Genomic DNA, 13,602 nt, shown 5'->3' with positions numbered 1-13,602 from the left:
AATCTGACACCAATGCATATGACGACAGGGGATTGAGTCATGCAGATCGCAGACCTCGGAGAGGTGCAAATCCACTATCGGATCGACGGTGATCCGGATGGCGCGCCGATAGTGTTTGCAAACTCGTTGGGAACCGACCTTCGTCTTTGGGACGATATGCTGCCGCACCTACCGGGCGGCCTGCGCATTATACGCTATGACAAGCGGGGACATGGCCTGTCGTCGCAACCTCCTGCCCCCTATTCGATGGGTGCGTTGGTCAAGGATGCCGAGAGCTTGCTGGATCACCTTGAGGTTCGGGATTGCGTGTTCGTCGGTCTTTCGATCGGCGGGCTGATTGGGCAGGGGCTGGCAGTAAAGCGTCTGGATCAGATACGCGGCCTCGTACTGTCCAACACCGCGGCCAAGATCGGCATTCCCTCGATCTGGCAGGACCGCATGGATGCGGTACGCAAGGGCGGGATCGAGGCTTTGGCCGACGCAACCATGGACCGCTGGTTCTCGAAAAAATTTCGCACCTCGCCAGACCACCTGCTGTGGCGCAACATGATGGTTCGTCAGCCGGTGGACGGGTACCTGGGCTGCTGTGCGGCGATCTCGGGTACGGATTTTTACACGCCGACCAGCGGTCTGCGGCTACCCACACTGGGTATCGCCGGCAGCGAGGACGGCTCGACTCCGCCAGATCTGGTAAGGGAAACCGTTGAGCTTATCCCCGGATCCCGGTTCGAACTGATGCGACGCGCCGGGCACTTGCCTTGTGTCGAACAACCGGCAGAGTATGCGGCGTTGCTGCAGAGTTTCCTGACCGACATCGGCCACATTTGAAGGAGCAATGGTTTGGCGGATTATCTGTTAGTCCACGGATCCTGTCATGGCGCGTGGTGTTGGCGAGACCTCATCCCTGCGCTGGAGTCACTTGGGCATAACGTTCGCGCAATAGACTTGCCCAGCCATGGTTCCGACCCGACCCCCATTGCCGATGTGACGTTGGATAGCTGCCGCGATACAATTCTGTCGGCGACAAAGCCTCAGACAATTGTCGTCGGGCATTCGTGGGGTGGATATCCGGTCAGTGCCGCAGCCGAGGCTGCACCCGACGCCATGCGTGCGCTGATTTACCTGGCCGCCTATGTCCCACGTGATGGGTTGTCGATGGTAGAGATGCGAAAACTGTCGCCTCGCCAGACAATCCACGATGCGGTCGAGAAATCCTCGGACGGGCTGTCCTACACGGTCAAGCCAGACAGGGTGCATGACCTCTTTTATCACGATTGCCCGCCGGAAACCGTACCCTACGCGCTGGCGCGGCTGTGTCCGCAAGCCATCTCGCCACAGGATACCCCCCTGCCCGTGACTGAAAAGTTCGAAAAGGTTTCCAAAGCGTACATCCGCACAACGGATGACCGGACGATCCCGACCGAGTATCAGGAACAGATGAGTCATTGCGCCCCCGAGGGCATGCGCCTAACAATTGGCACCTCGCATTCGCCGTTCTTTGCCCAGCCGCAAAAGCTGGCTGAATTGTTGGACAATATCGGGAAGGCATTGCCTACATCGCGGGTCTGAGCGGGTCTCTTTCCACTCGCATCGACTGCGGTTAAGGTCCGGCCAGATTGTCATCCTCCCGGTTCCAATGCGACTGCCCTTTTTCTTCGTCCTTCTCACAGTCATGATCGACGCCATGGGCATCGGTTTGGTGCTGCCCATCATGCCGGAACTGATCGTCGAGGTTCAGGGCGGCACGTTGGCCTCCGCCGCGATCTGGGGTGGGATTCTCAGCACGGCATTCGCGGCGATGCAGTTCGTGTTTGGGCCAATTTTGGGGAACCTGTCGGACGCGTATGGGCGACGGGTTGTGCTGTTGGTGTCGCTGTTCGTTATGTCTCTGGATTACGTTGTGATGGCGCTGGCTGGCAGTATCTGGCTGCTTTTGGCCGGACGCATCGTTGGCGGTATCACGGCGGCCACGCACGCGACAGCGGCGGCATTCATGGCTGATGTGTCAAAACCCCATGAAAAGGCCGCCAATTTTGGCTTGTTGGGCGCAGCGTTCGGGGTCGGATTTGTGTTGGGACCGGTCGTCGGCGGATTGCTCAGCGAATACGGCACGCGCGCGCCGTTCTGGGCTGCGGCGGCATTATCTGCCCTGGCTTTCCTCATAGGCTTGTTTGTCATGCCCGAGACCGTCACGGACAAAACCAGACGGGTTTTTAACTTGCGCCGAGCCAATCCGGTGAACTCGTTACGCGCCATCGCGGCACTGCCCGGCATTCGACCGATGCTGTGGGTCTATCTTCTGTATTCCGTCTCGATCTACGTCTACCCCGCCATCTGGGCTTACTTTACGACCGAACGGTTCGGCTGGTCCCCGCAAATGATCGGCCTGTCGTTGGGCGTCTATGGGATCGGTATGGCCGCAGTACAGGGCGGGCTGATCCGCCCGGCCACCAAATACCTCGGCGAGCGTGTGACCATCATCTACGGCATGGGCTTCGAGATCTTCAGCTTCCTGTTGCTGGGGTTCCTGACCAACGGTTTCATCGCATTGATGCTAATCCCGATCACCGCAATCGGAGCCGTGGTGACACCGGCCCTGCAAGCCTTGATGTCTCGCGCGACACCGGACTCGCAGCAGGGGGAATTGCAGGGCGTTCTAACCTCGCTTCACGCCTTGTCGATGGTCATTTCTCCGCTTCTGATGACCACCGTGTTTGCGCAGTTCATCAAACCGGACGCGCCAATCTACCTGCCGGGTGCCCCCTTCCTGCTGGCACTGGTTTTGATGGTCTTCGGCCTTTCACTGTTTTTGCGCTCACGTAGGGTCATAGCGTAACAGCGACATCGCTTTGGCGGATTCCGTATTGCAGTACCCTCTCAACCGCGCCACCGTGGCCGAAAGGGAGTGAGGGAACACATGCAAACCATTAAAGCCGCCGTCTGCCGCGCGTTCGGTGAACCTCTGATCATCGAAGACGTTCAAATCGCGCCTCCCAATACGGGTGAGGTAGAAGTGACACTGGATGCGGTGGCGATCTGCCATTCCGACATCTCGTACGCCAGCGGTGCCTGGGGCGGGTTTCTTCCAGCCGTTTACGGGCACGAAGCCGCAGGGATAATCACCGCCGTCGGAGGCTCGACCGGAGATTTCCAGGTCGGCGACGCGGTCGTCGTTACCCTGATCCGGGCGTGCGGGTCCTGCCCCTCATGTGCCGGGGGAAAACCAACCATTTGCGAAACGCCTTACGATACCGTCAAAGGCCCCTTGCGGACCGAAGACGGCAGCCCGCTGGAACAGGCCATGGCCTGCGGGGCATTCGCCGAAAAGGTTGTGGTCAGCCATCGGCAAATCGTGAAGATTCCGCATGACATGCCCAAAGACGTGGCCAGCCTCTTGTCCTGTGGCGTGATCACCGGCGTGGGCGCGGCCGTAAACGCCGCTGAACTGCGTCCCGGTCAGGATGTTGTGGTGATCGGTGCCGGCGGTGTGGGGTTGAACGCGATCCAAGGCGCACGCATCGCAGGTGCGCGCCGGATCGTGGCCGTGGACATGACCGAAGAGAAATTGGCCATCGCCAAGGAATTCGGTGCGACCCACGGCGTTTTGGCCGATCAGGAAGCCCCCTGGAAAGATGCCTACAAGGCCCTCGGCGGGCGCGGGGCAGACGCAGTTTTGATCACCGTCGGGGCTATCCCGGCTTATGATCAAGCCCCTCGCTACTTGGGTCGGGGCGGCAAGGCGATCATGATCGGAATGCCACATTCCGGGGACATGGCGAGTTACGAGCCGGTAGTGCTGGCTGCATTAGGACAAGGGTTGATCGGGTCGAAAATGGGAGATGTTGTCATCCAGCGCGATATCCCGTGGATGATTGATCTCTATGAACAAGGCCGTCTGAAACTGGACGAGCTGATCTCAGGCCGGTGGTCGTTGTCGCAGATCAATGAAGCGATCAAGGACACCAAAACCGGCTCGGCCAAGCGCAACGTCATCATATTTGACAGAGATTAACCTCATAAGGCGGGAGAAAATCTGATGAAGCTGCAAGACCTCGATATCATCGTCACAGCCCCGCCTGCGCCCGGGTGGGGCGGGCGGTATTGGATACTGGTCAAAGTCACGACCGATACAGGGATCTCCGGCTGGGGCGAATGTTATGCGTCCTCTGTCGGGCCCGAAGCCATGCGCCATGTAATCCGGGACGTTTTCGAACGTCACATGCTGGGCGAGAATCCCGAGAATATCGAGCTGATGTTCCGGCGTGCCTATTCCAGCGGCTTTACCCAGCGTCCCGATCTGACGGTCATGGGCGCATTTTCCGGGTTGGAAATCGCCTGCTGGGACATTCTGGGCAAAGACCGTGACCGCCCGGTCTATGCCCTGTTGGGGGGGCTGATGAACGAACGCATTCGGGCCTACACGTACCTCTACCCGCTGCCCCAGCATAATCTGAATGACTTCTGGACATCGCCTGAGCAAGCCGGAGAATGCGCCGCAGAAATGGTGCGCCGCGGCTTCACTGCAGTCAAATTCGACCCGGCAGGCCCCTACACGGTGCGAGGCGGGCACATGCCAGCGATGTCCGATATCTCGATGTCCGTGGCGTTCTGCAAAGCCATCCGCGAGGCCGTCGGGGACAAAGCGGATTTGCTGTTCGGAACCCACGGGCAATTCAACACCGCTGGAGCCATCCGTCTGGGTCAGGCGCTGGAACCCTACTCGCCACTGTGGTTCGAAGAGCCCACACCGCCGGACATGATCGAGGACATGGCCCGCGTCGCACGTAACGTTCGAATTCCGGTCGCAACTGGTGAACGTATGACAACCAAAGCTGAATTTGGTGCCGTTTTGCGCGCAGGGGCAGCCGAAATTCTTCAACCTGCGCTGGGTCGCGCAGGCGGCATCTGGGAAATGAAAAAGGTTGCCGCCATGGCCGAGATTTTCAATGCCCAGATGGCACCGCACCTGTATGCTGGTCCGGTTGAATGGGCCGCGAATATCCATCTCGCCGCGTCCATCCCCAACCTTTTGCTGCTTGAGACCATCGAAACACCATTTCACGATCAACTCATCAACAGTTCATTGCGTGTCGAAAGCGGGTTCGTCTTGGCCCCCGCTGCACCCGGACTTGGCATTGAGGTGAACGAAGACCTTGCCCGCGCTCACCCATACACAGGCAACGAACTGCACCTGCAAATGCAGGAAGAACCGTGTGACTATGTTGACGGAAATGCCTTTCAAGGGGGCGCACCGGCAACCGAGGGGTGACAACCGAGGGGTTCTTGAGGCACATTGACCCAACCACAAGATGTTGGACAGGTCACGTGTGACACTTAAAGACGACGAAACCCGGCAAACAGAAAAGGCGCTGTCAGATTTGCAGGCTAGCGCTGCCCGGGCGTCTGCGTTTCTGAAAAACTTCGCGCATGAGGGGCGGCTAATGATCCTGTGTCATCTGGCCGACGGAGAAAAGTCAGTCAGTGAGCTGGAGGCCCTGCTGCGGATTCGCCAGGCCGCAGTCAGCCAGATGCTTGCTCGTTTGCGCGCCGAGAAGATTGTTACGACGCGCCGGGACGGAAAATCCATCTACTACTCGCTGAGCAACAACGGCGCGGCGCAGGTCATCGCGGTCCTGTATGAAATGTTTTGCAAACCGGACGGGGAATAACCCCTAATTCGACACGTAACCCGCAATCACCTGCAATAGCTTGAACGCCGTTGCGGCGTCGTTTTCGACAACGGCCAGGAACTCTTCCTCTCCGATGCGCAGACAGGACAGTTCCGTTTCGGCGATCATGCTCAGGGCGCGGGGTTCCTTGCGGATCAAACCCAACTCACCGACCAGGGCACCGGACCCGACTGTGGCAATCAACTGATCCTCACCATCGGGCTGCGGAAGATAAAGCCCGGCTTCCCCCTCCAGCACGACATAGGCACCATCGGTCGGCTGGTCGTCTTTCAGGAAGACCACTTCGCCCAGTTGCGCATCGAACCAGCGCGCACCAAATGCCAGCAGGCGCAGCTGTCGACGGTCCAGACCGGAAAACAGCGGGGTCTGCTCCAGCGCGCGCAGCTTGCGCGCGAGATCGGCTGAGGCGGCACTATCTTCTTCCACGTCCGCAGGCCCTTCGTCCGAGACCACACGACCTTGCCTGATTTCGACATACATGTCGAATACATCCGGGGTTTCGAACTGGTCATTCAGGTAGATCACGGTCGTGTCCGGCAACAGGGCGCGCAGGTTTTTGTACACGGCCACCTTGGATTTCATATCGTAGCTTGCCAGCGCATCCTCGAGGATCAGGATGTCCGGTTTCTTGATCGTCGCGCGCGTAAAAGACAGTGGTTCGGCAAACACCGCCGGCAGGTTCTGGCCCCCAAGTGCGACCGGGACGTCGAAGATCAGCTCGACCACCAGCGGACGGGCTCCGTTCTCGTTCAGAACGTCGACAATCAGCTTGCGCACCTCGTCTGACCGCGCACCGCCGATCTTGCTGACCTTTCCGAAAAGTGCGTTTTCCAGAACGGTCAGTCCGGGCGCGAACTTCGTCTCATCCAGTGGCACAAAGACATCCAGTAACCGTTCAAGCAGTTTTTCGGAATGGCTGTGCCGTAGTTCGAGGATGCGGTCTTTGAGATCGCCCGTGAAAGCCGGACCAATCTGTTCAGCCGAAATCACGAACGGGACAGCCAGCAGGTTGGCCAGTTGTTCATCGTTGAGACCCGAGACTCCTTCGTTCCGGGTTTTCTCGACGAGTTCGACGGCGGCCTCATAGGTCTGCGCTTCAAGTCCAAGCTTACGGAACAGCGGATGGTCGGTGCCATCCAGACCAAAAATCTGACGCAACATCTCAATCACGTCGCGGGTCAGGCTGATCAGTGTCTCATCCAGCCCAAACTCGCGGAGCTGACCCAGAAAAACGGTCTGGCGCGCCAAGAGTTCCTGCGTCACGGGCACTTTGGGCGTGGCAAACAACAGGTTCTCGGCAACCGGCAAAGCGGGGTTGTAGGTGTTGCGTTCAAAGACAAACGCTTGCTGATCCAAACCCGCCTTTTTGACGGCCTGTTGAACCAATGGGCGCAGTTCGACCAACTTGTGCGCCAGTTCCGGGTGTTCTGCACTGTCGAACGCCTGCTCGGCGCCGCGCTGGAACAACGCCATCCCAGAGCCTTTTCCGTCGATCAGCTTCAGCCACCAGTCCCGAACCGCGACTGCACTTTCCAACCCGGCGGTCGACGGGTCCAGCCAATCCGCCTTGAAGGGATCAGAACTGTTTCCTGCCCTCAGCGTCTCGGCAAAATCGGGATCGTCCGTTTCGCTAGTCAGCGGCTTGAAGCGCATCGGCATCATTACGTTGTCACCCAGCGTGCCCTGAAACATCACAGGCCGAGACGAGGCGTATCCGATACGCGCAGCGACAACGCCTTGGTGCAGGTTTGCCAAGTTTGCGTCTCCGATCCGGACCCGGCCAGCGCTGGGCAGGATTTCCCGGGTCAGCAACTCGGCAACGGCGCGACGGTCTTCCTCGCTCGGGGCGGCGATCCCGACGGTCTTTCCACCCGGAAAAGTCAGATCCAGATCATCCAACACCTGATTGCCGTCCATATCGCGCACCGAGACATGGTCCAGAACAATGTCACCGTTCAGCCGGGGCTTATCTTCCGGCTCGCCTTCGAACAGTTTTTCATCCTGCATTCCGGCAGGGGCAAACCGCTCGGTCACCACTTCCCAGCGCAAGCCCATGTCCTGCGTCTGGTTGTAGTAAGTCAGCAACTCCTTCCACGGCGAACTCAGGTCTTTGTACGCGGCCAACGCCGCGACCAGCGCACCCAGCGAAACCGACCCCTGAAGGACCAGAAGACCGCCCACCAGATAAAACATGAACGGCGTCAGCTGCGAGATGAAGTTGTTCAGGAACTTCATAAAGAACTTTTTCTGATAGATCTCGAACCGGATACCGAACAAACGGCCCAACTGATCCGAAATCATTGCGCGGCGATATCGCCACCCGCCATTCGTACGCAACGTGGACGCACCCGCCGCATTCTCACCGATCTGAGCCGCCAAAACCCGCACTTCCTGAATGCGCTTCTTGTTCAGCAGGTTGATCTGCCGTTGCAGTTTCGGAATCAGCCAGGCCTGCAGCGGGATCAATGCAACCGCCGCCAGACCGAACCAGACACTCTGCAAAAACAGGAAAGACAAAATCGTGATCATCTGCCCGGCCTGCAATACTGGCTGGCTGATCGCATCGCCCATCAGCCCGCCCATCGGCTCGCTTTCGGCGGTGACCATCGACACAAGTTCGCCCTGGCTGACCCGTTCGAAATAAGGCTGCGGAAAACGCAACGCTCGGCTGATGAGCTGATACCGGAACCGGCGCAGCATCCGCTCGCTCAGCACACCTTTCATGGTGTTGATGCGCATCTTCATCAATCCATGCGCCAAAACAGCCACCAGAAAGGCCACGCACAGAATGATCAGAAACGTGGTCTGCGGCAGGTCGTAACCCCAGACATCCACAATTGAACTTGTGGCACCGATCGCATCGTTGATGATGCGTTTGGGTAATTCCAGCGTCAGGTAGAGCAGAGGAAACAGCGTTGAGGTCACGGCCAACAGGATCAGCTGGTCGCGTTTTGAATACTTCCAAATGAATCGGAAAATTGAACGTTCTATGGAATCTGCCCCTGCTATGGATCACCGATCCGATCTTGACGAAAGTGTCGCAAATCCAACACCCTGAATTTACCGCAATCCGGATAAGAGACGCAAATAGTTTCGAATTTGATCAGATAATCGCCGAGTGTGAACAAGTTCATTTGCGCTACTACAATTTAGTGCCTAGAGTTTGGATTGGGACGATATCGGGAGGACTATTTTGACTGCCAGCATAGGCGCAGTATTATTGATGCTCTGCTTATTGCAGATCAAACATATGTTTGCGGACTTTTTCCTCCAGACTCCTAAAATGTTGTCCGGTCGCGGTGAGTACTTGCACGCAGGCCGTGCTCAGCATGCTGGCGTACACGTTATCGGGTCGGTGATCGTGTTCATGATCTTTAGCGCACCTTGGTCGTTTATTTTGATCATTGCCGCGCTGGAATGGATCGTACATTTCAATATCGATTTTGCCAAAGCCAGCTATTCGGACAAGAAGCAATTAATACCAACTCAGGCCGCTTTCTGGCGGGCCGCCGGTCTGGATCAGTGCCTGCACAACCTGACATATATCGCCATGGTTTGGGCTTGGGTTAAATTCGCCGCCTGAGCCGCGACCCAAAATCACGCGACATTTTTCAAAGCCACCGGGCAATACGCGGCAAGCCATTGCTTGTCCAATTGATCGATCTTCGCAGCGTCAAACTTGTGCGCCACTTCCCAGTACCGGCCAGAAGGAACTAGGTAATTCAACGCCTCTTCGGCCTGCAATACATCGCGCATGCCTTTGGTCGGCGGCAGCTCAGCGGGCACAAGGTTCTCTGGCGTGACAGACGGGTACACCAGACGGCTATCGCCCTGAGACAACCGGACCACGTGGCAGTTTTGCGCAGCGCCGAACAACGCCAACCGGGCGGATTTCGCCTCAAGCGACCGCAAGGTAATGTCGTCCCGCAAAGGATCGGCTGAACCGTGGCCGTAGAAATGAGTTTGGCCGGAACTTGGATAGATCATGTCGCAGCCGAAAAAGGCCAACACGGCGGGCTGAAGCGCGGACAGCGCCCAATACCCTGCAGTAAAAGCCATGGTGCCGCCAGCGTACACAAATCCACCGAATTGGTTTTGCAAAGGAACGTATTCGTCGGCCTCGACAATCCTCTGGCCACATCGTGTTTCAACTGGGCGGTGGCCTGTTGGAAAATCTTCGGGGTGGATAAGAACGTCCCAATCTTGCCGAATACGCCAGGCATTATTGATGGCAACGACGTGGGTAAAGGGTTCTCGCGCCCAGTCACGCGCGGCCAGAGCGGACGGGGCGCTTCCAAGTATCAGAACTCGATTTTTTGGCTCGGTCATCCTGGGTCCTGCCTATTTACAGTCCCCAGGAGGTTAGAGCGATTTGGCACGCAGACTAGCCCAGAACGGAAAAACTGCTTTCCTCGTTGATGGGGCGCTTGCGAGAATAAAACCCAACATCAATCGACCGCCCGATATAGGGCAGTTCGTATTGCAACGGTTGCGCATCGTGGTCCGCGCCGCCTTCGCAGTACTCGATCAGGGCCGTCATCATCTTGCCCGCGATCGGAGCATTCTTGTACTGGTTCCCGCTGGTGCCGCAGGCCATGTAGAACCCCGGAAGGCTGGATTTGTCATAGATCGGGATCCAGTCGGTCGACGCGTCATACAGATCAACGACCCCACGTGTTTTGGATGGGATGCCAAGGCTTGGCACACGCTGGGCATAACGCATGGCCTGTGTGGTCCACTGATCCGAGAAGTCGTGGTTGTAGTGCACGTCATCCTCGCACCATTGATGCGGGTCACATTCCGGATCTTCCGAACCCACCAGAATATGGTTGCCGTGTTCGGGGCGGCAGTAGCAGGCAATATCGCTGTCCGAGACGATCGTGCCGTCGTTTTCAAAATCGAACCCTTCGGGCGCGGGAACGTGCACCACTTCCTGTCGCAGAGGACGGGTCTCGATTGTCATGTCGTCCAGAACACCGGCCATTTTATTGATGATGGCGGAACCAGGGCCAGCGACGTTCACCACAACCTTTGCGCGGATTTCCTCACCCGAGGCCAGCTTCACACCTGAGACCCGGCCGTCATCGGTCAGGATTTCGGCCACCTCGGCGCTGGTGCGCACCTCTGCCCCGTGCTGCTTGGCTGCATCCATCAGGTTCTGCGCGGACAGCGCCGGATCGGTGACATAGCCGGCCTGCGGCCAGAATACACCGCCCTGCATCTTGCGTCCGTTCGGTTGCCCAAACTCCGGATCATCCATGCGACGTGCAGGCGCGAAACTGTCCTGCGAGTAGATCGGCAATCGCTCACTGACTTTGTCGACCGACCACTCCTCGAACGGGCAATCCAGATCGGCACTGTTTTTCATGTGCTTTTCCAGCAGGCCGTTCGCCTCGGTCTTCATCACCAGGCAGCCGGTTTCTCGGAACTGCGCCAGGTTGGCATCTTCCGGCAGGCCCAGATATTCGGCCCAATCGCGCCAATAGTGGTAACCCTCCCACGCAAAGGCCGTTCCATCAAATGTCGAATAATGCATCCGAATGATCGCACAGGACCCGGCAGTCGAGCCGTGGCCAACCTGGCTGTTGCGGTCCAGCGACAAGGTTTTCCAGCCCGCTTTTGCCATTTCAAAGGCGATGGCTGCGCCGATCACACCGGTTCCGATGATGATTGCGTCAGGTTGGCTCATTAAGGTGCTCCTTTCCAATAGCGCATTGAATACGCGCTGAATTCTTCGACTTCTTCGGGCCTGGGCTCAACCCCGGTGAAAACGAAAAGGTAATGCGGAACCATAGCGATCCGCGTCTCCATCGGTTCATTCAACTGCGCCAGATCGTAGCCGATCTGCATGTAGTACAGCACGCGCGCGCGGGTTTCGGCCTCGTACTCGGAATAGCCATAGCGCGCGAACATGGCATGCAGCGCCTCAAGCCTGCGCGCATCAGATTGATCCAGCGCGCGCCGCACCTTGCCAGACTTGCGCGCCCAGTCGCGCACGGCAAAATCTAGTGCAGTATCGAACAACGAAGTGTTCACCACGCAGCGATGCACATTGCAAACCGCCGCCGTGATGGTGTCTGCCGGAGCCTCGGCCTGTGCGACCAACGCTGCCGTATTGGTGGCCTGCCAGCGCGCCAGCAAGGCATCCAGCAACTCTTGCCGGGATTTGAAGTACCAGTAGAAAGACGACCGCGACACAGCCATCCGTTCTGCGAGGTTGAGCACCTTGATCTGGTCCACGCCGTCCGAGATCAGCACATCCATAGCCACGTTCAGCCAATCGTCACGCGTGACCTTGATGTTGCCGACCAAGGGCTCGGCTTCGGGGTCATCCCGGTGCAGGATAGGTTTGGTGCTCATTCAACTCTCCGGCGGTGCGCCGCCGTCAGCGGTGCGACGGGCAATGAACTCCTGCAAGGCGCCCATGCGATCGCTGTCGCTTGGCGGAGCCTTAAAGTCATTCAGAATACCTTTCCAAACCCCCGTCGCGCGATGATTGGCATCCACCGACCCGCGTTCGGTCCAGGTTCCGAAATTGGCATAGTCGTGCACGTGGGGCTGGTAGAACTCTGTGTTATACCGCTCCATCGTCTGGCTGGACGCAAAGAAATGCCCGCTGGGTCCAACCTCGCTTAGCGCTGTGTCGAACCCGATTTCAGCGGTTCCTGCCTGCGCCCCGGCGCAAAGCTCGGCTACCATGTTCAGAACCTCGGCATCGCAGATCATCTTTTCGAATGAGACGGTGAGACCGCCCTCCAGCCAGCCAGCCGAGTGGATGATCACCGTCGCCCCGGCCATGAGACAGCCCCAAAGACCGAACTGGTTTTCGTTGGCAGCCTGCACATCGTTGATGTTCGAGGCCGACCCCGCCGCCGAACGCCAAGGCAGGCCCAAGTGCCGCGCCAATTGCCCCGCCGCTAGCGAGGCCTGGAAGTGCGATGGGGTGCCAAAAGCAGGCGCGCCTGATTTCATGTCCACATTGCTGGTGAACGTGCCATAGCAGACCGGCGCACCCGGCTTGGCCAGTTGGGTCAACGTCAGTGCCGCCAGTGCCTCGGCATGTGAGAGTGTGATTGCACCCGCCACCGTGATCGGAGCCATTGCGCCCATCAAAGTGAAGGGCGTGATGATCGACATCTGACCATTCCGCGCGAAATCAATCAGTCCCTGCGCCATCGGGATATCCAGCGTGCGCGGGCTGTTTGTGTTTATGATCGTGTAGCAATGCGCGCCCGACTGAAACTCATCGTCCGAGAGACCGCGCGCGATCGAGAGCATTTCAAAACAATCCATCACTTGCGGTGTCCCGCGCGAGAAGAAGAACGGGAACTTGTCCGTCAACTCCATCTGCGCCTGCGTCGTGAAGTAGTGACGCAGGTGGGTCGGCACATCCTGCGGCTCGACCTGGGGCGAGATCATCTGAAAGACGTCGAAGTGATGAGTGAGTTTCAGAAACTCCAGATAGTCTTGGCCGGTCGCCGGGCGGCGCCCCCGTTCCAGATCTGTTGCGTTCGGTGCCCCTGCCCCCGGCTGGAAAACAAGGCTGCCCAGTTCCAAGGTAAAGTCGCGGCGGCGCGCTCCGGCGTGGCAAGCAATCGACTTGGGGGCCGAGGCAACGGCGGCCTCGACTAGATCGCGCCCGATAAAGACCATCTCGGTGTCTTCATCCACACGCGCGCCCGCTTTCTCGAAGATGCGGCGCGCCTCGGGTAGCAGACATTTGACCCCCAACTCCTGCAAGGTACGCAGTGCTGTTTCATGCATGTCCGCGATCTGGTCAGCCGGGAAAACCTCCATCTGAGGAAAGGGATTGCGCAACTGGCGATAATTCACGTCTCGACCGGGTGTGGGGGAAGCTTCGGCACTTCGCCCGCGCCGTCGTCGCCCGCGTTCGGATGTCTGCCCGATCATG

12 protein-coding genes are annotated in these 13,602 nt (G+C 58.3%); 7 read left to right on the top strand and 5 right to left on the bottom strand.

The window, feature by feature from the left end:
- The first annotated feature begins 39 nt into the window (after nucleotides 1-39).
- The 6 genes from pcaD to ACR0J0_RS08545 all read left to right on the top strand — a co-directional run bounded on the left by pcaD (nucleotide 40) and on the right by ACR0J0_RS08545 (nucleotide 5,669).
- Complete coding sequence (gene pcaD, locus ACR0J0_RS08570; RefSeq protein WP_480662982.1) at nucleotides 40-828, top strand: 3-oxoadipate enol-lactonase; 789 nt, start codon at nucleotides 40-42, stop codon at nucleotides 826-828.
- A 12-nt stretch (nucleotides 829-840) separates the two neighbouring features.
- Nucleotides 841-1,569 (top strand): alpha/beta fold hydrolase, encoded by a 729-nt coding sequence (locus ACR0J0_RS08565; RefSeq protein ID WP_480662981.1) that lies wholly within the window; start codon nucleotides 841-843, stop codon nucleotides 1,567-1,569.
- A 67-nt stretch (nucleotides 1,570-1,636) separates the two neighbouring features.
- Nucleotides 1,637-2,836, top strand: a complete 1,200-nt coding sequence (locus ACR0J0_RS08560; protein WP_480662979.1) for a TCR/Tet family MFS transporter — start codon at nucleotides 1,637-1,639, stop codon at nucleotides 2,834-2,836.
- A gap of 81 nt (nucleotides 2,837-2,917) precedes the next feature.
- On the top strand, nucleotides 2,918-4,012 hold the full coding sequence (locus ACR0J0_RS08555; protein WP_480662977.1) for a Zn-dependent alcohol dehydrogenase: 1,095 nt from the start codon (nucleotides 2,918-2,920) through the stop codon (nucleotides 4,010-4,012).
- Between the two features lie 24 nt (nucleotides 4,013-4,036).
- A complete protein-coding gene (locus tag ACR0J0_RS08550; protein WP_480662975.1) occupies nucleotides 4,037-5,269 on the top strand; it encodes a mandelate racemase/muconate lactonizing enzyme family protein in 1,233 nt (410 codons plus the stop codon).
- Nucleotides 5,270-5,327: 58 nt separating this feature from the next.
- Nucleotides 5,328-5,669 (top strand): ArsR/SmtB family transcription factor, encoded by a 342-nt coding sequence (locus ACR0J0_RS08545; RefSeq protein ID WP_480662973.1) that lies wholly within the window; start codon nucleotides 5,328-5,330, stop codon nucleotides 5,667-5,669.
- A gap of 3 nt (nucleotides 5,670-5,672) precedes the next feature.
- Here ACR0J0_RS08545 and ACR0J0_RS08540 read toward each other — a convergent pair whose 3' ends face one another.
- Nucleotides 5,673-8,669, bottom strand: a complete 2,997-nt coding sequence (locus ACR0J0_RS08540) for a cyclic nucleotide-binding domain-containing protein (protein WP_480663397.1) — start codon at nucleotides 8,667-8,669, stop codon at nucleotides 5,673-5,675.
- Nucleotides 8,670-8,913: 244 nt separating this feature from the next.
- Here ACR0J0_RS08540 and ACR0J0_RS08535 point away from each other — a divergent pair, with 244 nt between their 5' ends.
- Entirely contained in the window at nucleotides 8,914-9,273 is a 360-nt protein-coding gene (locus ACR0J0_RS08535) for a DUF3307 domain-containing protein (RefSeq protein WP_480663395.1), read from the top strand.
- Between the two features lie 14 nt (nucleotides 9,274-9,287).
- Here the strand turns inward: ACR0J0_RS08535 and ACR0J0_RS08530 are convergent, their stop codons facing one another.
- Genes ACR0J0_RS08530 through ACR0J0_RS08515 form a run of 4 tightly spaced genes read right to left on the bottom strand, consistent with a single transcriptional unit; the run spans nucleotide 9,288 to nucleotide 13,601 of the window.
- The gene (locus ACR0J0_RS08530) at nucleotides 9,288-10,019 is read right to left on the bottom strand and encodes a hypothetical protein (RefSeq protein WP_480662971.1); all 732 of its coding nucleotides are present in this window, start codon (nucleotides 10,017-10,019) and stop codon (nucleotides 9,288-9,290) included.
- 55 nt (nucleotides 10,020-10,074) lie between these two features.
- Complete coding sequence (locus tag ACR0J0_RS08525) at nucleotides 10,075-11,379, bottom strand: NAD(P)/FAD-dependent oxidoreductase (protein ID WP_480662969.1); 1,305 nt, start codon at nucleotides 11,377-11,379, stop codon at nucleotides 10,075-10,077.
- Nucleotides 11,379-12,050, bottom strand: a complete 672-nt coding sequence (locus ACR0J0_RS08520) for a TetR/AcrR family transcriptional regulator (RefSeq protein WP_480662967.1) — start codon at nucleotides 12,048-12,050, stop codon at nucleotides 11,379-11,381. Before ACR0J0_RS08520 ends, ACR0J0_RS08525 begins: the two co-directional genes overlap by 1 nt.
- Nucleotides 12,051-13,601, bottom strand: coding sequence for a trimethylamine methyltransferase family protein (locus tag ACR0J0_RS08515; RefSeq protein ID WP_480662965.1), 1,551 nt, complete (start codon nucleotides 13,599-13,601; stop codon nucleotides 12,051-12,053).
- Nucleotide 13,602 lies beyond the last annotated feature (1 nt).

This window comes from Ruegeria sp. BF12 (assembly GCF_056538705.1).
Note: the sequence above shows the minus strand (reverse complement) of the source record. Positions and strands in the feature narration are given on the sequence as shown.